Raw genomic sequence first — 21,845 nt, forward strand, 5'->3', positions numbered from 1 at the left:
ATTAGCTTGACACTCCCGAGGGCTGTGCATATGCCTATATTCGACTTCGCATACGAAGAACCAGACGTTGGCTATAGTAAGATTAGGCTTCATTTTAACGAAAATCTCTTTCTCCCAGAGGAGTATTATAGAGAGATCATGCCGTCTGTAGAGCCCCAAGAGCTGAGATACTACACAGATCCCAATAACAAGAGGTTGGCTGAAAAAATCGAAATTTTCCACGGCTTACCCCAAGGATCTGTTGTCGTGACGGCCGGCGCCGATGAGGGGCTAAGGCTTGCGATGCAGCTAAGTGTACATATAGACGGCGGCTTGGCTATTGTAGAACCTACATATGGCATGGCGCATGTAATAGCTCGACAAGTTGGACTCAAGCCGACGGTGATTACATATAATAGCGACCTATCGCTAGATATAGATAGAGTAATTAAATCGGGGGTCTCTTCTGTGTATATATGTTCGCCAAACAATCCAACAGCACATTTAGTGAAAGAGGTTGAAGAACTCGTTGCAAGATTTAGTGGGCTGGTTATTCTTGACAGCGCATATGCTGAGTTTGCTGGTCTATGGACGCCTAAGTTATACGAGTATGGCAACGTGATCGAAATTAGGACGTTTTCTAAAGCCTGGGGACTTGCCGGCGCTAGAGTTGGCTATATAGTAGCTGAGAGAAAGTTAGCTCAGTCTCTTAGAGTTTTGTCGCCGCCGCATCCCATATCTTCTTTCTCTGCCAAGGTGATTGAAAATGCGCTAGAGAAGGGAAGACCCTATGTGGAACGGTCTATACAAGCCCTCAGTGTGGTACGTGAGTGGGTTTTGTCTAAGATTAAACTAGAAAAGTATTACGGCCCTGTCAACTTCGTTACTGTAAGAGTCACAAAAGCAGAGTCTATAGCGTCTAGGCTAGAGAGTGAGGGATTTGTGGTAAGAGTATTGGGGGGTAAGCCGCTTTGTTCTTCGTGTATACGTTTTACACTAGCGCCTATGGCAATAATGGAGAAATTCATATTGGCGTTTGACAAAGCATTGAAAAGTTAAAAGGTAGAGCTATTGCACTGATATGACCCCCCATCCCCATGCTTCTTGCAATACCCTCTAAAGGGAGACTACAAGAGCCTACTCTGAGGTTGTTAGAGGCTGTGGGGATAAAGCCTCTTGCCTCAGATGAAAGAGCGCTTGTACTACCAACCTCATGGAATGACGTAAATATAATCAAGGCGAGACCTGAGGATATTCCATATCTAGTAGATTCTGGTAGAATATGGGCTGGAATTACAGGCCATGATTACATAATTGAGTCTGGGTCAAATGTGGTTGAAGTACTTGACTTAGAATTCGGCAAGGGTAAGCTCGTGGTGGCTGTGCCAAAGACCAGCGGTATAAAGTCTATAGACGAACTGCCGCCAGGGGCAAGAGTTGCGACAAAGTTTGTAAACATCGCCTACAACTACTTCGCAGAGTTGGGTAAACGGGTGAGGATAGTCAGAGTTGCAGGTTCTGTCGAGATCCTACCTCAGCTAGGTATTGCAGATGCAATTTTAGACGTTATGGCTACAGGTACAACACTTGAAATACATGGGCTAACGCCCATAGCCACAGTGTTAGAGACATCTGCCAGATTAATAGTCCACCCGAACTACGTCAACCATGAGCTGACGAAAAAACTCGTGACTTTTATAAAAGGCTATTATGCCGCCCAGGGGAGAAAAATGATTTTTCTAAATGTGCCAGCTACAAAGCTGGAGGATGTGTTATCTATTCTCCCAGCTATGGAGGCCCCCAGCGTTACAAAATTAGCGAAGGGAGACGTCTACGAGGTTTTCAGCGTAGTTCCAGAGGATATTCTACCTGACCTAGTTATGAAGTTGAAAAACGCAGGGGCAAAAGACATTGTAGTTACATCTATAGAGAAATTGATTAGTTGAGTCTCAGCGCATCCGTCTCTCTAACTCGGCACACACATCGCCAAGGGATAGGCCTGTGGAATTGAGGAGGACGAGGAGGTGGTATAACAGGTCTGCCGCCTCTTCAACAATACGGCTTTTGCCCTCTGCCAATGCCGCCACGGCCACCTCCACCGCCTCCTCGCCGACTTTCCTCGCCACGTTGTGGATCCCCGAGGAGTACAGGCGGTAGGTGTAACTCTCCGGGTTCTTCTCCTCGATCCTCCTCCTTATGACTTCCTCCAGCTTCCTAAGAATTTCGCAGCTCATGCTAACGCTTGTCTGTGGTATCTGAAGCCTTCATACTCCGCCAACCTTCTGGCGGCCTCTAGAAGCTCTAAACGTCCCACAGCCTCCGCCACGCCGATTGGCTTCATGAAAGTGGCGGGCGTAATTATCCCACGCCACCTGGCCGAACCCCCGGTGGGCAACACGTGGCTTATGCCGGCGGCGTAGTCAAGGTAGGGGCTCGGCATATTTACTGAGACAGCTCCCACGTTTCTCACGCGGTACGCCACCTCCCTGGCGCCCCACACCTCGAGATGCTCAGGGGCTATCGAGTCTATGAGCCTCACCGCCTCTTCTACATCGTGGACCTTTCTAACCTCGAGAGGTCCCATGGAGGAGGTTCTCTCGCGTCTGTATATCTCGGCGGCGGCCTCCAGCAGTCCGCTGTCTGTTGAGACTAGGTAGGCGAAGGAGGTGGGGCCGTGCTCTAGTTGCGCCAACGCCCCGGCCACCGCCTTCTCCGGCGGAACCCCCTCTGCATATACCACAAGCTCTGTCGGCCCCTCTATGCCGTCGATACCCACGTGTAGAGACAATACGTACTTAGCCGCTTGGACATAGAGCCCCCCGGGCCCCGCCACCATGTCTACGCCCATGTGAAATACGGCGTAGGCGAGACCGTGTGGGCCTCCGATGGGGATCACGCCGGCAACGTCAAGCTCCTTCGCCACGGCAAGGAGCTCGCCGGTGGCGCCCTTGGGCGGGGTGACGACGTATATCTTCTCAACGCCGGCTGCCCTTGCAGGGACTGCAAGCATCACGAGAGTCGACACATATCTAGCCGGGACGTAGAGAGCCACCGACCTCACCGGTCTCCAGAAGACCGACCTGAGAACGCCGCCGTAGAAATCTACAGCCTCGGGCGGCTTGAGCTTACTGTAGAGCATCTCTAGGGATTTGGCCACCTCCAGCGCTGCAGCCACCACGTCTGGATCTCCGCCGGGCCTGGGTTCTAGGAGGGCTCTCTCTGGCACAACGCCGTCAAAACGCCTTGAGTACTCCAGGGCCGCCTGTAGCCCCCTCTCCGTTACGTCGTCTACTATCTCCTCCACAGACTTTACCACGTCGCGAGGGAGAATGCGCCTCATAGCCTAACCTCCACCCCAAGCCTGTTGAGGTAACGCTTGACCTCCGCCACATCTATAATCTTAAAGTGGAAGAGACTTGCTGCCAAGACCGCGTCGGCCCCCGCGGCGACGGCCTCGTAGAAGTGTTTAAGCTCGCCGGCCCCCCCGGAGGCGATCACCGGGATTTTGACGGAGTGAGCGACCCTCCTGAGGAGCTCGACGTCGTAGCCCAGCTTTGTCCCATCTCTATCTATAGAAGTCAGCAGTATCTCCCCAGCCCCCAACTCCTCTACCTTTTTCGCCCACTCCACGGCGTCTAGGCCCGTGGGGTCGCGGCCCCCTCGGACATAGACCTCATATCTATCGCCCACGAGCTTAGCGTCTATCGCCACCACCGTGGACTGGGAGCCGAACTCCCTAGCCATCTCCGCCACCAGCTGCGGGTTTTTGACGGCGGCTGTGTTCACCGAGACCTTGTCGGCGCCGGCTTTAAACAACGCCTCTGCGTCTGACAGACTCCTCACGCCGCCGCCGACGAGGACGGGTATCGTCACGGCGGAGGCGACCCTCCTCACAGAATCTATAAACGTGCCTCTGCCCTCCGGCGTAGCTGTTATATCTAACACGGCGATTTCGTCGGCGCCCTCCTCCTCATATCTAACGGCCATCTCCACGGGATCTCCCACCTCCTTAATGCCCATGAAGTTGACGCCCTTTACCACCACCCCCGCCTTTCCGTCCATGTCTAAGCAAGGTATCACTCTGACGGCCGGCATCGGCCACACATAATACATTTTTAAAAATGTATATCGGAGACAATATGTCCTACGTCAGAGAGACGGCGGAGACTTACGTCGCCATGTCTCTAAAAGCGGGCGAAAGGCCGCGGGTTGAGACACCGATTCCATTTCTTACACACATGCTGGAGACCTTCCTCCTATACGCCGGGTTAGGCGGGACTGTAGAGGCTAGGGAAAAGAGGAGGCTGGACGACGGCCACCACCTCATCGAAGATGTGGCCATTGCGCTGGGCAGAGCGCTGGACCAGATGCTGGGGGATCGGGGGAGGATAGCGAGGTTCGGCTGGGCGGCGGTGCCCATGGACGACGCGTTTGCGTTGGCGGCGGTGGACCTAGGCGGCAGGGCGTACTGTGTTGTGAAAGCTAAGCTCCCCCCTGTCGATCTGGGGGGCTATCCCCTCTGGATGTTTCCACACTGGGTCTGCACACTCGCTTCGGAGGCAAGAGCCACTATACATGTGTATACACGCGGCAGAGACCCGCACCACAAGGTAGAGACGGCGCACAAGGCGCTCGGGCTGGCCTTTAGACAAGCCATGTCTCCCGGGAGTGACGTCCTATCTACAAAGGGGGTGTTGGGATGATCATCCCTTCCATCGATATAGAGGGCGGCAGAGCGGTAAAGAGGGTTCAGGGGAAGAGGGGGGAGTACATATTCGTGGGGGATCCCCTCGAGCTCGCGCGTAGGTTCAGCAGAGCTGACCTAGTCCACGTGGTTGACCTAGACGGCGCTGAGGCCGGCCGCCCAGTGAACACAAACGTCGTAAAGCAGGTCGCCCACGAGCTTGGCGGCCGGTGCCAGTTGGGGGGCGGACTCAGGTCGGCGGAGGCAGTGGAGTGGGCTCTATCTCTCTGTAGATACGCGGTGATTGGCTCTATGCCGTTTAAAAACCCGTCTCTGTTCGCCTCTGTTGCGGCTAAATACAGAAGCCGTCTTGTGGTTTCGCTGGACGTGAAAGGTGGCGTTGTTGTCACAGACGGTTGGACTAAGGCGGCCGCCACACCAGAGGAGGCAGCCGCGGCGCTCAAGCCCCACGGTCCCCTCGCTGCGTTGGTCATAACTTCCGTCGACGTGGAGGGGACAGGGGCCGGCTTTAGGCTACCGGTGGATCTAGCGAAGTTGAGAGACGTCGCGATCCGCCTCTACTACGCAGGAGGCGTAAACAACTGTGTAGATGTGAAAAAGGCGTTGGAGGCGGGCTTCGACGGCGTTATCGTCGGCTACGCCCTCTACAAGGGAGATCTGAAAAACTGCGCCGGCTTTATCCCTTGACCACGCCGATGGGCCTCTGCCTAACTACCTTCTTCGCAAAGCCCACCTGGTGGGTTGACTCCACTACCCTGTCCACGTCCTTGTAGGCCCACGGCGCCTCCTCGCTTATCACCTCGGTCTCCGCGCTTCTCACAATGATACCACGCTTCGTCATCTCCTCTTGCACCTTGTGCGGCGGGTACATCCTAATGGCGGCCTCTCTGCTCAAGACGCGGCCTGCGCCATGCGGCGCCGTGCCGAAGGTGAGCTTCATAGCTTCAGGGGTGCCTACCAGTATCCAGGAAGCCGTGCCCATGCTACCCGGTATTAAAACTGGCTGGCCCACCTGTCTATATTTTGCAGGTATCTCAGGGTTTCCGGGCGGAAAGGCTCTAGTTGCTCCTTTGCGGTGTACCCACACTCTTCTCACTGTGCCTTTGTCGTCTACTATGTGTTCTTCAAGTTTTGCGATGTTGTGCGCAACGTCGTAGATAAGCTCCAGTCCCACCTTCTCTATAGAGCCAAACACCTTCTTAAAGGCTTCTCTAACCCAATGCATAATTATATGGCGGTTTGTCCAAGCAAAATTGGCGGCTGCGGCCATAGCCTTGATATAATCCTCGGCAACTTTATCATTGAGAGGAGCCGCTGCCAGCTCTCTGTCAGGCAGATTTAAGCCCCACCTCCTCATATTTCTTTCCATAATCAAAAGATAATCTGTTGCCACCTGGTGTCCAAGGCCGCGGCTCCCGGTGTGTATCATCACGAGAACTTGTCCCTCCCTCTCTATGCCAAACACTTTGGCCACTTTCTCGTCAAAAATCTTGTCTACTACCTGAATCTCTAGGAAGTGGTTCCCAGAGCCTAAGGTGCCTAACTGATCTTTGCCCCTCGCCTTGGCCTTTTCGCTGACTTTAGAGGGGTCTGCAAGCTTCCAAGACCCCCTCTCCTCTATATACTCCATATCTTCAGCCCAGCCGTACCCCTTTTGTACTGCCCACTCTACGCCTTCTGCAAGTACTCTTTCAAATTCGCCAGGCGACAGCTTGAGGTGGCCTGTGCCTCCCACTCCAGGCGGCACGAGTCTAAATATAGTGTCTACAAGCTCCTTAAGCTTCGGCCTGACCTCCTCCTCTGTGAGATTAGTCCTTAAGACGCGGACCCCACAGTTGATATCGTAACCAATGCCTCCAGGCGAAATTACACCGTTTTCTGCGTCAATTGCAGCTACGCCGCCTATGGGAAAGCCGTAACCCTGATGTCCGTCTGGGAGAATTATGCTGTATTTATAAATGCCGGGGAGACAGCCTACGTTAATGCCTTGCTCGATGGTGAGGTCGGCCTTCATTTTTTCAAGTAGTACACTATCAGCAAATATCCTGACTGGAACTTTTTGACACGGCTTTACGCCAGGTGGAATCTCCCACACATAATCATTAACTTTGTTAATAGGGAAGTTTCCCATGTAGCTACTCACGCTATGAACTTAAAAGTTTTTAGCCTCGGCGCAAAGTTTTTAAAAAAGTTATACATAACATACTGCCGGGACTACGCCGGATAAGAGCGGCTATATGCCGCGCTGTGAATCCGGCGGGGTTTTACTCTTATTCGTGCTGTAAGTGGAAGACATGTGATGGCAATTATAGACACCTAGTCAAAGCGATTTCGCATCGTTGAGTTTGTGAATACTCTAGAGATATGTGTAGATCAATCACTGACGGCAGGGAGAAAACCGCCATGGAAAACCCCAGCCCTTTGGAACGTAAAAGAAGTTGCTGACGGGAGCGTCATTTTGACGATGAGAATAGGTAATTTTAATCCTACGAGGTAGTGCAACTTAATAATTATTAAGAAGTGTATAAGAGGGGCATGAGGGGCGCTGTTGTTAGTATACAAATTGTCGTATTAATGCCTATAATCTTAGCGATTGCTATCGCTCTCGCCGCATACCTATATACAACTCTCTACTCTTCGCTACAATACACTTATATAGCTGTGACGCAAGCCTATGTTTATCCCAGAGAGGGGGCTCAGAGGTTAAAGTATGTTTTATCACAAGAGGCTCCGGAGGATTAGAAATTACTAACGTAGAGCTTAACGGGAAGATCGCCTCCAATGTAAGAATTTATATAAACGGTTCTGTGAGAGACGTCATAAAGGCTGGGGATGTGGGATATATAAAAGCGTATTTCCCAGATGTCACTGTTGTAGCCGACCAAATGCCTGTCGGCCGTGTAGTAACATCACGAGGCTTTAGCTTTATATTTACACCTATAGTGTCAAATTCTGAGGGGGCTTGTCCAGGGGGTTAGATATAGCCAAGGGCTTTTATTTTCGGCATCAGTTAATCAATAGGAAGAGGTAGATGGGTCTAGCTACCTATCTAGTCCACTTTTTGTCTGTTTTCGGCAGTATGTATTTTAACTCAGCATCTTACAGCTCTGTCTCAGAGGTAGTGGAATCGCCATGGGTGGGCAGGCAGGAGAGAGATCCCACACCCGAGGTGTCTTGGATACCGATGAAGACGTGGGCGAGGAGAAAGTCCCTAGGCAACACCTAGGGACAAGCGAAAACTTTAAGGAGATCTCAAATCTCGTTTGACAATATGTATAGGAGAGTAAGAGTGGTGTTGGAAAATGGCGATGTTTTTGAAGGCGTTTTAATACCGCCTACACAATTTAGTGACCCAGATATTGTGGTGTTAAAGTTGAGAAATGGTTATAACGTTGGTTTTAAAAAGAGTCGTATACGCGAAATTGTAGACTTAGGCGAAGTTGTCAGTGGCGAGCCGGCTCCGCCACGTGTGCCAGAGTTAAAGGGTGAGAAAGTTTGGCTACTAGCCACTGGGGGGACTATTCTCTCACGGGTTGATTATGTAACTGGCGGCGTATACCCGACGCTTAGTGTTGAATATCTCTTTGAAGTTTTAGGCGGCTTGGAAGCCTCTGTTGAAGCTGAACAAGTGGCGGCGAAATTTAGCGAAGACATGACTCCTGCCATGTGGTCTTACATAGCGGCCAGAGTTGGCGACGCATTTAAGAGGGGGGCTAGAGGTGTTGTGGTGCTCCACGGAACAGACACTATGCACTATACGGCAGCGGCGCTGGCTTTTGCTTTTAAAAGCGCGCCCGGGCCTATAGCGCTCGTGGGGGCGCAGAGGTCAAGCGACAGGCCTTCTACAGATGCGGTCCTTAATCTAAAGGCCGCCATGGCAGTTGCCACAAGAGCGCCATTTGCGGAGTCTGTAGTAGTTATGCATAAAGCCAGTAGCGACAGTATAATTGCCGTACATAGGGGGACAAGGGTTAGAAAAATGCATACGTCTAGGCGTGATGCTTTCCAGTCGATAAACACAACGCCCCTGGCTGAATATTATGTTGAAAAAGATCTTTTACAGATACTCGCCGAGGAGTACAAAGAGAGGGGGGCTTTAGAGTATACAGATAGATTTGAGGAGGCGGTTGCACTTGTGAAATTTTTCCCAGGGATGCACCCCAGGATGTTAGACGTGTTGCTAGAGATAGGGACCAAGGGCGTTGTTATTGAGGGCACGGGCTTTGGCCACGTTGGAGAGTATTTACTCCCCTCCGTAAAGCGGTTGGTAGATGCCGGGGTGATTGTAGCTATGACCAGCCAGACTATCTACGGCAGGGTAAATCTCTACGTCTACCGGAGGGGGAGAGAGCTCCTTTCCCTAGGCGTAGTGCCTCTAGAAGACATGCTTCCTGAGGTGGCGTATGTCAAAATGTCGTGGGCTTTGGCAAACTTTAGGCGAGAGGAGGTGCCGCAAGTTCTCAAAACGCCTTTTGCATATGAGATAAGTCCAAGATCCGACCCTACAGCATTTGGCGCCCTATGACCGACATACTAACTGTGGTAGATACGCTTTGTAAAACGCCGCGGGTCGGCTGGCTTCAAAGAGGGGTTACAGACGCCGAGACTGTATGTGCCCACTCTCTGCTTGTCACACTTTTAGCAGGCGAAATAGCGGCGAGATTAAACACCGAGGGAGTCGATATAAACATGGCAGAGGTTCTGGCGGTAGCCGCCGTTCATGACCTGGCGGAGGCCGTGTTGGGCCACCCCGGGCGCGAGGTACGTGACAGACTCCGTTGGGAGGAGCTCGAAGAGGAGGTCTTCAAGAGAGAGTTTCCACACCTGGCCGAGTTTTTTAGATGGTATAGATATGAGACAAATACTGTAGGTAGAATAGTGGCGTTTGCAGATAAGTTAGCCACTCTCATAAGAGCTTGTCGCTATAGCCAGTTGGGCTATCCGACAGAGGATTTGGCGAGGTCTTTGTACAAAAAATTAATGGCTTACGACGATTTTGCACATATTTTAGACTACTACGTCAGTAAATACTGCCGAGGGTTGAGCTAATACTTTTTTCTTCTAGTTCGCAAAAGTCTGTAGCACATTGTACAATCGGGTCTATATCTCCCCGTTTGTACTCGTCGGGTGGCGTGTCTGCTCTGTCGAGCATAGCGTTTCAGAGGCGGCTCTTCAGCTGTTTTAAGCTGTAGAGAAGTCCTACAGTCTAAACTCGTAAAACTCTCTCACCTATGAACCAACCGGCCTTGGAGACCGGCCGGCTATTGCGGTCTGACGCGCCCGTCCGCGCGGGCACGGCCGGCCCCCACGCCCGCGGCCGCCAAAAGGCGTACCCACGGGCGCGTCCCGAGCCCTCCCGAAGAAGGCCTGCGTCATAAAGGAGGGGCTCTAGTCCCGGGTATGGTTCATGGAGATTTACGAGTTTTTAAACTAGACCCCCATCTTGAAGGGCTGAGCTTTCGGTTGATAAACACAATAAGCCTCACGCCAGACAAGCGGGAGTTGACGCACCGGATTATCGAGGAGGTGTTCCCTAAGTACGGGCTTAAAAAGTATTTCATAGATAAAGCCAAGGTGTTTTGGCGCGACGTAGTGTTCTACAGGGCAGTTCCGTTAAACGTCCAACTGAAGATCGAGGACGAGAAAGGCGTGGGAACGTCTGTCTTCGTCGACTTAAAGAAGGGCGTAGTCTAATCCGAGACATCGTGGTAGACGCGGCGCGTGAAATCATAAAGTTGGCCAGAGAGCACCAAGCCGCCGTCGTAGTTGACGCAGTGGAGGACGAGAGCTACAGAGAGCTGAAGGAGGACAATGGTAGTGGAGAGAAGAAGCACTTCCTAGACGGGCTTGGGCAGTTGAGGAAGATGTTGAAGGAGTTATCCCAGTGGTATGGCATTCCGTACTTGGAGGAGCGATTGTATTCGATCGTTCGCCCCCGTTGCGGGGCTAAGATGGCGGTGGAGAACAGCCGTTTCATGCACTGTCCCGCCTGCGGCTTCAGAGCGCACCGCGACAACGTGCCCGTGATTTGGGCAGAGAAGAGGTACTGGGAGCTACTCCAGAAGACAAAACAACCCACTTTCCCCACTCCGGCGACTACTACATTTTTAATCTCGTAACTCTCTCTATTTCATGAACGACGCATGGCCCCTGGGGCGGCAGACGGGGGCGCGCAAATGGCGAGAATTAATGACTTGGCGCCACGTCCCCCGTATGACCCGCCCCCTCGCCCCGGCACACCCGAGGCGGGCCCCCGAGTCCCCCAGGGAGGGGCCAAGAAAGAGATAGGGGGACGATTTCAGGGAAATGCCTCTGTTGTTAACAACGCCCGTAGCACATCTCTTATGCTTATAACGCCTATGATCTTACCTTGGTCTACTACAGGCATGTGGCGTATGTTGTGTTCTATCATTTTTACAGCGGCGGAAATTATGGAGTCTTCCACTGATGCGGTGATCAAAGTCTTACGTGCGACTTTCTCTAGCGGGGTTTTTAAATCGATTTCTTGAGCTAAAAATCTGACTATGTCCCGCTCAGTAACTATTCCGACAGGGTTACCAGATCTATCTAGCACCACAACGCTTCCGACATTTGCAGCATACATCTTAGCAATGGCACACTCAATGGGTTCGTCAATATAGCAAGAGATTACAGAATTTTTCACGAGATCTTTTACCTTCATAGTAATATTATAATTCAGAATTTAAAAGTATTACTAAGTTAAACGAGTAGACCTAGGAATAACAAAAGACTTAATAAGAAAGCCGAGCATATTTCCATGTTATTATTAACAATAGACGTTGGAAGTCAGAAGGTAGGTAAAAAAGAGCTTAATGTCTCCGGTATTCTTGAAATAGCGTTAACAGTACATAAAGAGGCAGAGTCATGGCGCTTAGACCCCCTATCTCCTGAAGCCCCCGTGGTATTCGGCTTCGGCCCTTTCGTAGGCGGAAGACTATACGGAGTACACAGACTTGTGTTTGTATTTAAAAGCCCGCAGACAAAGACTCTTCATATATCTGCTATAGGCGGCGTTGCATATAAAGCGATGGGCATGGGCGCTCAAGCCGTTTCTATTGTCGGAAAGGCGGAGAGGCCGATCGCTTTGTTTATTGCAAACGGCGATGTGAAATTTATAGAGGTAAACCCAAGCGATGCATATGAAACAGCTAGACAATTATACGAGCGCTATATAGACTTTTTTAAACAATATGATGCGAGAGCGCTTGTCGTAGGACCTGCGGCATATACCACATACAACGGCGCTGTTATATCTATAGATATAGACGTTAAAAAAGGTGAGTTTAAACTAGGCGCGGAAGACTTTGCCGCGCGAGGCGGCCCAGGCACGGCGCTTGCCCAAGGGCACAACGTTGCAGCAATTGTGTTGGGGGGCTTTAAAAAGCCGTTGTATGAAAAAATATCAGATCCAGAGGCTATAGACAAGATATTTCTCTATAAGTTTGGAAAACGTTATATCGATGTTGTACAAGAGAAGACTATTAAATATAGATTCGACCCGAAGCTAGGGACGGGAGGCACCTTTGGCGTAAATTATCTACACTACCGCGACCTTCTCCCCCTTTTCGGCTATAAATCCATATATATGTCTAAGGAGGAGAGAATAAAACATGCGGACTTGATAGTAGAGCTGTTCTGGAGGCCCTTCCAGAGAGAGGTATTTGAAAAATCAAAAAGTTGGTATAACTGCGGAGAGCCCTGTCCAGTCGTCTGTAAAAAAGTGTGGCGCGGCAAGAAGGTCGACTATGAGTCATTCCACGCCGCCGGGCCCTTCATAGGCAACTACCTATTTGAAGAGGCTGTTCCTCTCGTCGATAAGATAGATAGACTCGGTCTAGACGCCATAGAGACTGGACATATAGTTGCCTGGCTCTTTGACGCCGTATATGTAGGCCTTTTAAAGCCAGAAGAGGTGGGCATAGACGAAATTCCAGCATTTGACCCACAGAGTTTTAACCCGGTGGAGGACTCTAGAAAAAACGCCCGGCTTGCGATAAAGCTTGTGGAAAATTTTGTAAATAACACTACCGAGGTGTTGTCGCTTGTTGCAAAGTACGGAATTAGGAAGGCCGCGCGGGAGTTAGAAAGAAAATTTCACGACAGAGTAGTAACTACTGGCCATAGGTTTAGAGACCTTGCAGTATATGCGGCATATGGTACCGAGGGGTATATGACGCCTAACTTCTACTGGGCGCCCGGCCTAGTGGCGCCGATGTATATACAAGGCCGCTACTGGACAAACTACAACCCCACCTTCATGGCGCCTGAGGACTTCGCAAAGTCATCTTACGAGAGGGCGGTGGCCGAGGCCTATATAGACAACGCAGGGATATGTAGATTCCACCGCGGATGGGCAGAGCCCGTGTTGAAAGAGCTATACACACTCGTGGGTCTCGACCCCCCGACCCCTGAGATCTACAGAGGGTTTGCCCAGTATGCGAAGTTAGCAGGGGCAGAGCCCATGCCCTGGGAGAGCAAAAGGGCGAGAGACCTCGTCTCCACGCTGGCGAGGGAGCTAGGCTCAAAAGAGTGGCAGTTCCAAGACTATGACGACTACTACGAGTGGTGGATTAGGTTCAAGGACGCGCTTGACAAGCTCATCAGTGGGGGTGCCTAGTGTCCCCCTACCTCTCTCTTGGCCCCTCCCCGGGGGACTCGGGGGCCCGCCCCGGGTACACCGGGGCGAGGGGGCGGGTCATACGGGGGTCGGCCACGAGTCGCTTGTTTTTACAACAGTTTGGCGTCCCCGTCTGCCGCTCCAGGGGCCGTGCGTCGTTCATGAAATAGAGAGAGTTACGAGGTTAAAAGTGTGATGGTTCGGAGTGGAAAAATGGGTTATTTTGTCTTCTGGAGTAGTTCCCAATACCTCCTCTCAGCCCATATCACCGGCACGTTGTCGCGGTGTGCTCTGAAGCCGCAGGCGGGGCAACGCATGAAGCGGCCGTTCTCAACCGCCATCTTGGCTCCACAGCGGGGACACACTGTGCTGTAGAGTCTCTCCTCTAGATACGGCAATCCATACCATTGTGCGAGCGCCTGTAGGCGCTTCCTTAGTTGTCCCAAACCGTCTAGGAGGTGTTTCCTCACGCCGTTTCCGCCCCTCTCCTTCAACTCCCGGTAGCTCTCGTCTTCCATTGTGTCGACGACTATGGCGGCTTGGTGCTCTCTTGCCAACTTTATGATCTCGCGGGCGGCGTTTATAACAACGTCGAGGATTACGCCGTAGCGCTTTGTCTCAAGCTTCCACAGCTGTCTCTGGAGATCCAACGCTCTACGCGGGTCTCTGTCCTCGTCCACACGCGCGAGAGCTCTGCTTAATTGACTTATGTGGGCGTGGATCTTCTCAAGCTTCCGTATCCGCTCTTTCCTAGGAAACTTCAGTAGCTTTACGACTCTGCCGTCGGCCACGAGACCAACCTTTATGTAGTGGTCAAGGCGGTTGACATCGACGACGACAAGCGCCCTGGGCTCTATCTGCGTCACCTCTCTAGCGAATACGAGAGCGACATATAAACCACAGTATGTCTGCTCCTCCTTATCGTCTCTCTTCTCAATGCCCAAATATCCCAACTTGAGTCTGGCGCCTTCTTCCAACCGCTTTTTAATCCAAGCGACGTCGCTTTTCTTCAGCTCGATGGCGAAAGGCGGTATGCCCAACCTCCGCACTCTGAGGACACCGCTCTTTAGGTCAACGAAGACCGCTCTACTCATATCTTTCTCGTTTTCAACCCTAAGTTGCGCATTCAGCGGAATTGCCTTGTGGAACACCACGTCGCGCCAGAAGAACTTAGCTTTATGTACCAAGTACCTCCCCAACCCGTACTTGGGAAACACCTCATCTATTATCTTGACAGCCAGCTCCCGCCTGTCTGGCGTGAGGAGTCTGTCCAACTCCTCCGCCGTGAGTCTCGGCTCCTCTTGCCCCGTGATTTCTTTGAGCAATGTTTTGGCGTACTCCTCTGCCGCTAGATGCATACGCGTCACTAGGTCTAGGACGTCTGGCCGCTCCTCGACGAGACGCCAAGGTATTTCAACCTTCAGCGTTCTATATGCGTACATGGCCTTGTATGTGGCGGAGACTGGAATATCTGTTGGTTATAGAAGGCGCATGGGGGCAGGCCAAAAGTTTCACAAGACAAACCCACAGCGCCGACGTGAAGGCGGCGTCGAGAGACACTTGTCGGCCATGTTGTTGACCTTCGCCGCCACAAGAACAACCGTCGTCGTAAGCAACGTGTTGACACCCGCCGGCGTCATACGCCGCCGTTGCCGCCCCTCGCGTTGTTCATACCAGTGCCGATAGTCGCGGCGTTGGCGACACTCACGACGATAACCGCCGTAAACCCGTTTCTTAACCCACCCACACCTCTAAACAACGCAACCACACACCACTTTCTACTACCTCGGTTCACCTGCCTGACAGCGGCGACGTCAGGCAGGTGTGTGGGGGAGTTGAAAGGGCGCTTCTGGCTTTTCTCCTCCTCGCCACGTGTAGGGCCGAACCGCCGAAGAGACGGCGCCCTCGGAGCAGGCCCTCACGCTTAGGCAGATCGCCAAGCTGATCGAGACTCTGCGGAAGGAGGGGCTCCCAGACAGTGCTCTTGTAGTATTCCGAGAGCTGTATATAGTCCACGGAAAGGGCGGCGTGTATGACTATTATACCGTCGTGGGCGGCAACGTCGAAATAGACTCTCTCGCCGTTGAAGACGGAACATTCGACGACGTTCAGTCCGACGAATACCGGTGAGACGCCGACCGAGACGAGTGGGTTTTTGTGCCCAAACGCCGGTAACACCCCCTTTTCCTCCCAACTTTCGCTTTTCTCTCTCTAATTGTTTTTGGCGTATGAACTTGAGAACGACGACAATGGGGTTGGGTTTTTGCAGAGACTTTATTTACCGCTGTCTTGTAGTTTCGTTGAGGTGAACTTGCTTTCACCAACGTGCCTAGGCTCGTGGACTAGCTCGAGTGGAAATTCTTTCAGTTCGCCTCTTTTTAATTTTTCCAATGCCTCAACTACGGTGGCGCCTTCTGCAAGATATATCTTGACTCCCCTTGCCTTGAAGGCATAGTAGGCGGGCCTCCCAATTTCCCTAGTGATCACTACATCGGGCTTGAGCCTGAGGATCTCCTCCCACCTGTGCCCGCGCCCAGTGATCACTTCGTCGTTTTTATAACTCTCAACTCTATCGCCATCTACTACCAAGAAATACGGCGCTTCTCCAAACTCGTCAGAGATCGGGGAATTGAGGCCTTTAAGTTCGTTTACCGGAATCAGTATACGCATGACAAAAATATTCGTTTCCCATTTTTAACAATATCCAGTGAATAACAACTATATACTCTATATATTATTAAAAATGTATATAAAAATCGTTTTGTACCATGTATATTTAACTTTATAATAACTTAGCGTATTAATTTGCAACAAGTGCGAAATAGATAAAGTTAAATAGTGATAGTTATTCACATCCTATGTTAGAGTTTCGTTTTCACGGCCGCGGCGGCCAGGGTATGGTTACCGCAGCACAAGTTCTTGCGACAGCGGCAATACTAGAGGGTAAATACGCACAAGCATTTCCTGAGTTTGGCCCAGAACGTAGAGGGGCTCCTGTAAAATCCTACCTCCGTATCTCCGACAATCCGATATACTTGCGTGAGCCTGTCTTAAACCCAGATGTTATTGTAGTGGCGGACCACTCACTCTTTGTTGCCGAAAATCCTCTTGATGGGGCGAAGCCCACGACTATTCTAGTTGTAAACGGCGTATATAAGACATCTTTAAAGACTTATTACATAGATGCAACTTCCCTCTCTATGAAAATCTTAGGGAGGCCTATTGTAAACACGGCTTTGATAGGCGCGGTTATTAAGGCAACAAGTGTGGTTTCGTTAAGCTCGGTAATTGAAGCATTGAGAAAATACTTCTCAGGCAAGCTATACGATCTAAATGTAAAACTAATAGAGACGGCATACCAGGAGACAAAAGAGCTATGACACTTCCTAAGGCAACTCAGTTGCCTATAGGGGCGGTAATACCTGAGCCTGGCTCTACTAGGAAAAACATTACAGCCGGTTGGAGGACTTTGAGACCTGTGATAAACGACGAAAGATGTATAAGATGCCAGCTCTGTTGGCTCTACTGCCCCGAGGGTACTATAGTAGAAAAGAGGGGCGTGTTTAAAGTTGGAAATAGAACCTACGATGTAAAGTATGAAATAAATTATGACTATTGCAAAGGTTGTGGTATTTGTGCAAACGAATGTCCTACCAAGGCAATAGAGATGGTTCCAGAGACGACATGATGCAGATACAGGAGGTAAAACATAAAGAAGCGTTGACTAGCAACTACGCCGTTGCATATGCGGTAAAAGCTGCAGATGTAGACGTCATTGCTGTATATCCAATCACGCCGCAGACCACAATAGTTGAGAAACTAGCTGAATTTGTAGCCAACGGCGAGTTAAACGCAGAGCTTATACATGTGGAGTCTGAACACTCAGCTCTCTCGGCTGTAGTAGGCGCGTCGGCGACAGGCGCTAGAGTTTTTACAGCGACGTCAAGCCAGGGGTTGGAATATGCACACGAGATACTCCATATTGCAAGCGCCTTGAGACTCCCCATAGTCATGGCCGTTCCCGCAAGGGCGCTTTCTGCGCCAATTAGTATACACGGCGATTATAGTGATGTCATGAACGCAAGAGATACCGGTTGGGTCATTTATATTGTCGCATCTGCCCAAGAGGCTTACGACACTATTATACAAGCGTATAGGCTAGCCGAGTCTGTATATTTACCAGTCATGGTGGCGTACGACGGCTTCTTAATGAGCCATACGGTAGAGCCTGTAGAACTTAACGATGAGAGTGAAGTCAGAAAATTCCTCCCACGCCAAATAAGGCCATATACGCTTAACCCCAAACGCCCAGTTACCATGGGTCCTCTTGCATCTCCAGATTGGTATTACGAGTTCAAGTACCAACAAGTGTTGGCGCTTAGAGAGGCTTATAAAGTCGCAAAAGAGGTAGATGTCGCATATGGCTCAAAATTTGGCCGTAGCTACGGCGTAGTTGAAACATATAAGATTGAAGACGCCGACTATGCATTAGTTACATACGGCGGCGCGGCTTACGGCAATGCGAGAATAGCCGCAGATAGAGCAAGAGAGAAAGGTATTGCAGCTGGAGTTATAAGAGTGAGGTTATACAGGCCGTTTCCCACTTTGGAGATTCTAAAGGCGTTAGAAGGGGTCAAGGCCTTTGCAGTAGTCGACCGGGCGATAATGTTTGGCAGTCCCGCCGAGGGACCGTTATATAAAGACATAGCAACGGCTATGTATATGAACGGCATAGATAAACCGGCGATAAATATAATCCACGGCATAGGGCAGCGCACGATATATGTCGAAGATTTATACAAGGTGTATACAATGCTAAAAGATAGGCCGGGTAAAGAAGTCGTATTTATGGGCGTGAGGATATGAAGCTCTACTATAGGACTCTAAGAGATTTACCACGTGAGGAGCTCTTTGCCCCTGGCCATAGGATGTGCGCCGGTTGTGGCGCCGCAATTGCCATGAGGTGGATAACAAAAACGGTAGGTCCTAACGCAATAATAGTCAATGCGACCGGCTGTGTTGAAGTTACAACAACGCCGTATCCAGAAACGGCGTGGATGCACCCCTATATACACGTGGCGTTTGAAAACTCTGCAGCAGTGGCATCCGGCGTGGAGGCCGCGATAAAAACTCTCAAGAGAAAGGGTATGTGGGATGCGGGGGATACAAAAGTAGTTGTGATTGCAGGAGACGGCGGGACATACGATATAGGTTTACAGTCGCTCAGTGGGATGCTTGAACGGAGACACGGCGTTTTGTACATACTCTACGACAACGAGGCCTACATGAACACAGGCATACAAAGAAGCGGTTCCACGCCAAAATTTGCCTGGACAACAACAACGCCTGTGGGTACTGCAATTAGAGGGAAAATACAATGGAAAAAAGACATCATGGGCATAGTAATGGCCCACAGAGTGCCTTATGCTGCAACAGCAAGTGTAGCGTATGTATTAGATATGGTAAATAAGATAAAGACGGCGCTTGAATATACCGCGGAGGGTCCCACATTCCTACATATCTTTACCCCCTGTGTCCCCGGTTGGCGCTATCCAGAAAATAAGACAGTTGAAGTTGCTAGACTAGCGGTAGAGACCGGCTATTTTCCACTTTACGAATGGGACCATGGCAAGTTGATACTAAATCCGCCGAGTAACAATCACATAGACAAATCGAGAAGAAAGCCGTTAAAAGAATATTTAAAACTTCAGGGGAGATTTGCTCACCTCACCGAAGAGGAAATAACAGAGCTAGAAAAAGAACTTGATGCCTATTGGCAATATCTCGCAAAATTAGCTCAATTATAGCCTTGGTCTCGGCAGGCTATATTTTCTATAACAGAATTGTGAAGAAAGACTTGACGTAATCTCTCTATTCTTCGTGGAGAGCATAGCGCCATCCGGCTTGTGTACGATGGCTTTACGCCACGACCGGACTACTAATTATGTGAGCCCCACAGCTCAAGGCGACGGCAGTTCAACTTTAAAGGGCTTATCATATTATCAATGTATTTCTCTTATCTGAGCGTGTTTATATGCGTAGCTCTTAAAAAATATGCGAGTGTAGTTGTCATGACAAGAACGATCCTGCTTACACTAGGGCTAGCCGCATTAATCCTAGCAGCGACAACTGTAGTCATACCTCCCACGGCAAAACTTGAACAAATTGCCTATAAGGTAGAGGAGACCACGCTGAAGATACAGGGCGCTGGCGTGGCGACACTGGCGAGACCATATGTGACACCTGGTGAGGGCTACGTATACGCGGGTATGAAGATAGAGTTTCTCGGCGCATACCCCTCCATCCAGGTGGGAGCTGACGGCCAGATAAGCAAGACCTTTGACCAAAATGGCTTCGTGTCCGCCGTATATGTCGGCCCCGACGCCTCCAAGGTCACCCTGGTAAACACAGCAAAGGACCAGGTGGAGGTGAAGGTGAGGATCACCTACACCTACGTCAAGGCGAGCTACATCCCGCTCAACGGAGACACCACCCTTGAGGTCAACGTCCCCGATGGCAAGCTTGCGCAAGGCTTCAACGCCATGGCTAGGCTCACCATCGAGCCCTACGCCTCCTACGTCGTTAAGTCCGTGGAGAGGCCCGACGGCACCCCCGCCACCGTCTATAGAGTTGAGCCTAAGGTGGTGGAGATAAACACCCCGGGCAAGTACAAGATTGTCATCGGCCAAGGCCCGGCGATGCCCGCTGCCATGTTGGTCAAAAGCCTCTCTAAGCAGACCGCTTCCGTGGCGCCCAACGGAGAGTTCGCTGTCTCCGGCGCAGAGGTGGGCGTCCCCCAGGGCTGGAAGCTACTTGGCTACGTGGTGTTCGCCTACACCGCAGACGCCAACCTAATCGGCAAGGAGGTGACCGGCGACATGGCCATCTCCGGCGGCCTGGTGGACACGGTGACAGACGTCAACCAGAACATCATAGTTAGAAGCGTCTCGTACCTAATACCGCCCGTCTGGAACTTCAACATCAGGTACAAGATCGCGATAGTCTATGGCGAAGGCTTCAAGATAACCTCCACCTTGCCCAGCACCGTCAATGTGATATACATACCCATCGTGTACAAGGAGGCCCAGGTCAAGTGGTTGCCCGACAGAGCTTTGGTCAACATAACAGACGTCGACGTGGCAGACGGCCAGTGGACAGCCATAGTGATGCAGTTGCCCGAGCTGGCCAGGATCGTGGCCATCAGAACCCCCGGCAACGCCATGATATCCAACGCCACAGACGTTAAGCTGGTGTGGGGCGGCGGTCTGAGGGCGGCCTCCATATCGCCCGACGGAAGGCAGGCCTACCTAGTGGTGCAGATGGGAGACACCAAGGAGGTCGGAACCTACACCTTCATAATCAACTGGAGGCCCATGAGGATACCTGTGGTAGACACCAAGGGCCGTCCCGTGTCGCAGCTATCTGCTGTCTCTGACAAATTCGAGGCGGCTGCCTCTACCGGCTACGTCGAGGTGAAGGTCTACAAACCCGAGCCCTTCGCCCTAGACATTAGCTACAAGGGAGTCAAGGCGGTCCACGTCGAGGTGAACTCCCTGATCGCCAGTCCGCAGCCGGTGACGTTGGGCATATACACCGTCAAGATAGTGGTGGTCGGCGCCTTGAACCAGCCGATAGCGGAGGCGTCTGTGGCTATTGAGGGCTTCCCGGCCTCCGGCAAAACCGACAGCTCTGGAGCTGTGAGGTTCCCAGACGTGCTGGCCGGCACGTACAAGGTTAACGTCGACGTCGGAGGAAGGGTCAAGGTAAGCGATACAATCGACGTCAACGGAGACGTAGAGAAAGTCATAAAGACGCCTATAGTGGCCGTGGTAGGCGGCGTGCCCATAACTACGCTAGACGCCCTGGCAACCGTCGGCGGGCTCTCCGCAGCTGGGCTGTACTTCGCCTTTGCAAGAAGAAGAGAGCCTGTTGCCGAGGTAGAACAAATATAACCCCTCTTTACCCTAAATCTTCTTTTTAAAAGGTTCTATTTTTTATGTGCCCATAGTTAGAACTTACGTAGATGAAAAAGGGGAACCTAGGGCACGTATCATAGATGAGGGTGGGAGATATGTTATTTCTTTTGATGTATTTGAGCCGGTTGTAGAACCTCCTTCAGATGCCGAAGTTTTATACATTGGAGAGCGTTACAGAGTGTTTATAAGAAGGCGTAATCTGTTAAATGGTATATGTGAATTTCTCTATTTTCAATTCCACGGTGGAGTTCAATTAATAAATGTAAAATATGTCGGACCTGATGATCCAGATACAGTAATACCGGCGCTACTTAAGGCTTATGAGGAGGAGGTATCCCAACATAAAAAAGATGACAGAAATTAGAAGTATCACAAGGACCTCTTTTATCTTTGGTCTTCTATACTCTGGCGGCGATTTTACCACAAACACGAGGTAGGTAATTGTGAGTACAATGGCGTACGCCATGGTGGCAACGACTAGGGCAAGTATTGGTTCCATATGTCGCGAATTTTAAAGTGGTCTCTTATATATAGATTCTTTTTAACT

The 21,845-nt window shown here is 50.9% G+C and carries 25 protein-coding genes and 1 pseudogene; 17 read left to right on the forward strand and 9 right to left on the reverse strand.

What is annotated here, in order from left to right:
• Nucleotides 1-30 precede the first annotated feature (30 nt).
• A complete protein-coding gene (locus PISL_RS06225) occupies nucleotides 31-1,038 on the forward strand; it encodes a pyridoxal phosphate-dependent aminotransferase (protein ID WP_011762954.1) in 1,008 nt (335 codons plus the stop codon).
• Between the two features lie 38 nt (nucleotides 1,039-1,076).
• Nucleotides 1,077-1,925 carry an ATP phosphoribosyltransferase gene (hisG, locus tag PISL_RS06230; RefSeq protein ID WP_011762955.1) on the forward strand — a complete coding sequence of 283 codons (849 nt, stop codon included), beginning with the start codon at nucleotides 1,077-1,079 and terminating at the stop codon, nucleotides 1,923-1,925.
• 3 nt (nucleotides 1,926-1,928) lie between these two features.
• Here the strand turns inward: hisG and hisE are convergent, their stop codons facing one another.
• From hisE to hisF, 3 genes are read right to left on the reverse strand one after another with little or no spacing between them, the layout of a single operon-like run.
• Complete coding sequence (gene hisE, locus PISL_RS06235; RefSeq protein ID WP_011762956.1) at nucleotides 1,929-2,213, reverse strand: phosphoribosyl-ATP diphosphatase; 285 nt, start codon at nucleotides 2,211-2,213, stop codon at nucleotides 1,929-1,931.
• A complete protein-coding gene (hisD, locus tag PISL_RS06240; RefSeq protein ID WP_011762957.1) occupies nucleotides 2,210-3,319 on the reverse strand; it encodes a histidinol dehydrogenase in 1,110 nt (369 codons plus the stop codon). Before hisD ends, hisE begins: the two co-directional genes overlap by 4 nt.
• On the reverse strand, nucleotides 3,316-4,074 hold the full coding sequence (gene hisF, locus PISL_RS06245; RefSeq protein ID WP_209319990.1) for an imidazole glycerol phosphate synthase subunit HisF: 759 nt from the start codon (nucleotides 4,072-4,074) through the stop codon (nucleotides 3,316-3,318). The genes hisD and hisF overlap by 4 nt, the downstream gene beginning before the upstream one ends.
• A gap of 44 nt (nucleotides 4,075-4,118) precedes the next feature.
• On the opposite strand from hisF, the gene hisB reads away from it, so the two are divergent.
• Together hisB and PISL_RS06255 are read left to right on the forward strand one after the other, a co-directional pair.
• A complete protein-coding gene (gene hisB, locus PISL_RS06250; RefSeq protein WP_011762959.1) occupies nucleotides 4,119-4,682 on the forward strand; it encodes an imidazoleglycerol-phosphate dehydratase in 564 nt (187 codons plus the stop codon).
• A complete protein-coding gene (locus PISL_RS06255; RefSeq protein ID WP_011762960.1) occupies nucleotides 4,679-5,371 on the forward strand; it encodes a 1-(5-phosphoribosyl)-5-[(5-phosphoribosylamino)methylideneamino] imidazole-4-carboxamide isomerase in 693 nt (230 codons plus the stop codon). The genes hisB and PISL_RS06255 overlap by 4 nt, the downstream gene beginning before the upstream one ends.
• Here the strand turns inward: PISL_RS06255 and PISL_RS06260 are convergent.
• The gene (locus tag PISL_RS06260; protein ID WP_011762961.1) at nucleotides 5,361-6,815 is read right to left on the reverse strand and encodes an RtcB family protein; all 1,455 of its coding nucleotides are present in this window, start codon (nucleotides 6,813-6,815) and stop codon (nucleotides 5,361-5,363) included. The two genes, PISL_RS06255 and PISL_RS06260, sit on opposite strands and share 11 nt — an antisense overlap.
• Before the next feature lie 404 nt (nucleotides 6,816-7,219).
• On the opposite strand from PISL_RS06260, the gene PISL_RS11300 reads away from it, so the two are divergent.
• From PISL_RS11300 to PISL_RS06290, 5 genes and pseudogenes are all read left to right on the forward strand, one after another.
• Nucleotides 7,220-7,426, forward strand: coding sequence for a hypothetical protein (locus PISL_RS11300; RefSeq protein WP_245218336.1), 207 nt, complete (start codon nucleotides 7,220-7,222; stop codon nucleotides 7,424-7,426).
• A gap of 65 nt (nucleotides 7,427-7,491) precedes the next feature.
• A complete protein-coding gene (locus PISL_RS11305; protein ID WP_245218338.1) occupies nucleotides 7,492-7,662 on the forward strand; it encodes a hypothetical protein in 171 nt (56 codons plus the stop codon).
• 293 nt (nucleotides 7,663-7,955) lie between these two features.
• The gene (gene gatD, locus PISL_RS06275; protein WP_011762962.1) at nucleotides 7,956-9,209 is read left to right on the forward strand and encodes a Glu-tRNA(Gln) amidotransferase subunit GatD; all 1,254 of its coding nucleotides are present in this window, start codon (nucleotides 7,956-7,958) and stop codon (nucleotides 9,207-9,209) included.
• Entirely contained in the window at nucleotides 9,206-9,733 is a 528-nt protein-coding gene (locus PISL_RS06280) for an HD domain-containing protein (RefSeq protein ID WP_011762963.1), read from the forward strand. The genes gatD and PISL_RS06280 overlap by 4 nt, the downstream gene beginning before the upstream one ends.
• A 432-nt stretch (nucleotides 9,734-10,165) precedes the next feature.
• Nucleotides 10,166-10,803 (forward strand): annotated as a pseudogene (locus PISL_RS06290) (zinc ribbon domain-containing protein); the annotation flags it as partial.
• A gap of 179 nt (nucleotides 10,804-10,982) precedes the next feature.
• Here the strand turns inward: PISL_RS06290 and PISL_RS06295 are convergent.
• Complete coding sequence (locus PISL_RS06295; RefSeq protein ID WP_011762965.1) at nucleotides 10,983-11,366, reverse strand: CBS domain-containing protein; 384 nt, start codon at nucleotides 11,364-11,366, stop codon at nucleotides 10,983-10,985.
• Nucleotides 11,367-11,462: 96 nt separating this feature from the next.
• Between PISL_RS06295 and PISL_RS06300 the strand changes: the two genes are divergently transcribed.
• Nucleotides 11,463-13,322 (forward strand): aldehyde ferredoxin oxidoreductase N-terminal domain-containing protein, encoded by a 1,860-nt coding sequence (locus PISL_RS06300; protein WP_011762966.1) that lies wholly within the window; start codon nucleotides 11,463-11,465, stop codon nucleotides 13,320-13,322.
• 218 nt (nucleotides 13,323-13,540) lie between these two features.
• Here PISL_RS06300 and PISL_RS06305 read toward each other — a convergent pair whose 3' ends face one another.
• Nucleotides 13,541-14,764 (reverse strand): zinc ribbon domain-containing protein, encoded by a 1,224-nt coding sequence (locus tag PISL_RS06305; RefSeq protein WP_011762967.1) that lies wholly within the window; start codon nucleotides 14,762-14,764, stop codon nucleotides 13,541-13,543.
• Here PISL_RS06305 and PISL_RS10825 point away from each other — a divergent pair.
• A complete protein-coding gene (locus PISL_RS10825) occupies nucleotides 14,763-15,008 on the forward strand; it encodes a hypothetical protein (RefSeq protein ID WP_167827638.1) in 246 nt (81 codons plus the stop codon). The two genes, PISL_RS06305 and PISL_RS10825, sit on opposite strands and share 2 nt — an antisense overlap.
• Nucleotides 15,009-15,113: 105 nt before the next feature.
• On the opposite strand, the gene PISL_RS06310 is transcribed toward PISL_RS10825, so the two are convergent.
• Nucleotides 15,114-15,500, reverse strand: coding sequence for a hypothetical protein (locus PISL_RS06310; RefSeq protein ID WP_011762968.1), 387 nt, complete (start codon nucleotides 15,498-15,500; stop codon nucleotides 15,114-15,116).
• 96 nt (nucleotides 15,501-15,596) lie between these two features.
• Complete coding sequence (locus PISL_RS06315; protein WP_011762969.1) at nucleotides 15,597-15,992, reverse strand: NifB/NifX family molybdenum-iron cluster-binding protein; 396 nt, start codon at nucleotides 15,990-15,992, stop codon at nucleotides 15,597-15,599.
• Between the two features lie 188 nt (nucleotides 15,993-16,180).
• On the opposite strand from PISL_RS06315, the gene PISL_RS06320 reads away from it, so the two are divergent.
• The 6 genes from PISL_RS06320 (at nucleotide 16,181) to PISL_RS10830 (ending at nucleotide 21,662) form a co-directional block, all read left to right on the forward strand.
• Nucleotides 16,181-16,702 (forward strand): 2-oxoacid:acceptor oxidoreductase subunit gamma family protein, encoded by a 522-nt coding sequence (locus tag PISL_RS06320; RefSeq protein WP_011762970.1) that lies wholly within the window; start codon nucleotides 16,181-16,183, stop codon nucleotides 16,700-16,702.
• Complete coding sequence (locus PISL_RS06325) at nucleotides 16,699-17,010, forward strand: 4Fe-4S binding protein (RefSeq protein WP_011762971.1); 312 nt, start codon at nucleotides 16,699-16,701, stop codon at nucleotides 17,008-17,010. Before PISL_RS06320 ends, PISL_RS06325 begins: the two co-directional genes overlap by 4 nt.
• Complete coding sequence (locus PISL_RS06330; RefSeq protein WP_053240382.1) at nucleotides 17,010-18,188, forward strand: ferredoxin oxidoreductase; 1,179 nt, start codon at nucleotides 17,010-17,012, stop codon at nucleotides 18,186-18,188. Before PISL_RS06325 ends, PISL_RS06330 begins: the two co-directional genes overlap by 1 nt.
• Complete coding sequence (gene porB, locus PISL_RS06335) at nucleotides 18,185-19,129, forward strand: pyruvate synthase subunit PorB (RefSeq protein ID WP_011762973.1); 945 nt, start codon at nucleotides 18,185-18,187, stop codon at nucleotides 19,127-19,129. Before PISL_RS06330 ends, porB begins: the two co-directional genes overlap by 4 nt.
• Nucleotides 19,130-19,393: 264 nt before the next feature.
• Nucleotides 19,394-21,274 carry a carboxypeptidase-like regulatory domain-containing protein gene (locus PISL_RS06340; protein ID WP_053240556.1) on the forward strand — a complete coding sequence of 627 codons (1,881 nt, stop codon included), beginning with the start codon at nucleotides 19,394-19,396 and terminating at the stop codon, nucleotides 21,272-21,274.
• A 46-nt stretch (nucleotides 21,275-21,320) separates the two neighbouring features.
• Nucleotides 21,321-21,662: a hypothetical protein gene (locus PISL_RS10830; RefSeq protein ID WP_011762975.1), complete on the forward strand. Its 342-nt coding sequence runs from the start codon at nucleotides 21,321-21,323 to the stop codon at nucleotides 21,660-21,662.
• Here PISL_RS10830 and PISL_RS06345 read toward each other — a convergent pair.
• On the reverse strand, nucleotides 21,606-21,797 hold the full coding sequence (locus PISL_RS06345) for a hypothetical protein (protein ID WP_053240383.1): 192 nt from the start codon (nucleotides 21,795-21,797) through the stop codon (nucleotides 21,606-21,608). The genes PISL_RS10830 and PISL_RS06345 overlap by 57 nt on opposite strands.
• Nucleotides 21,798-21,845 lie beyond the last annotated feature (48 nt).

Origin of the sequence: Pyrobaculum islandicum DSM 4184 (genome assembly GCF_000015205.1) — an archaeon.
GTDB classification, from domain to species: domain Archaea; phylum Thermoproteota; class Thermoprotei; order Thermoproteales; family Thermoproteaceae; genus Pyrobaculum; species Pyrobaculum islandicum.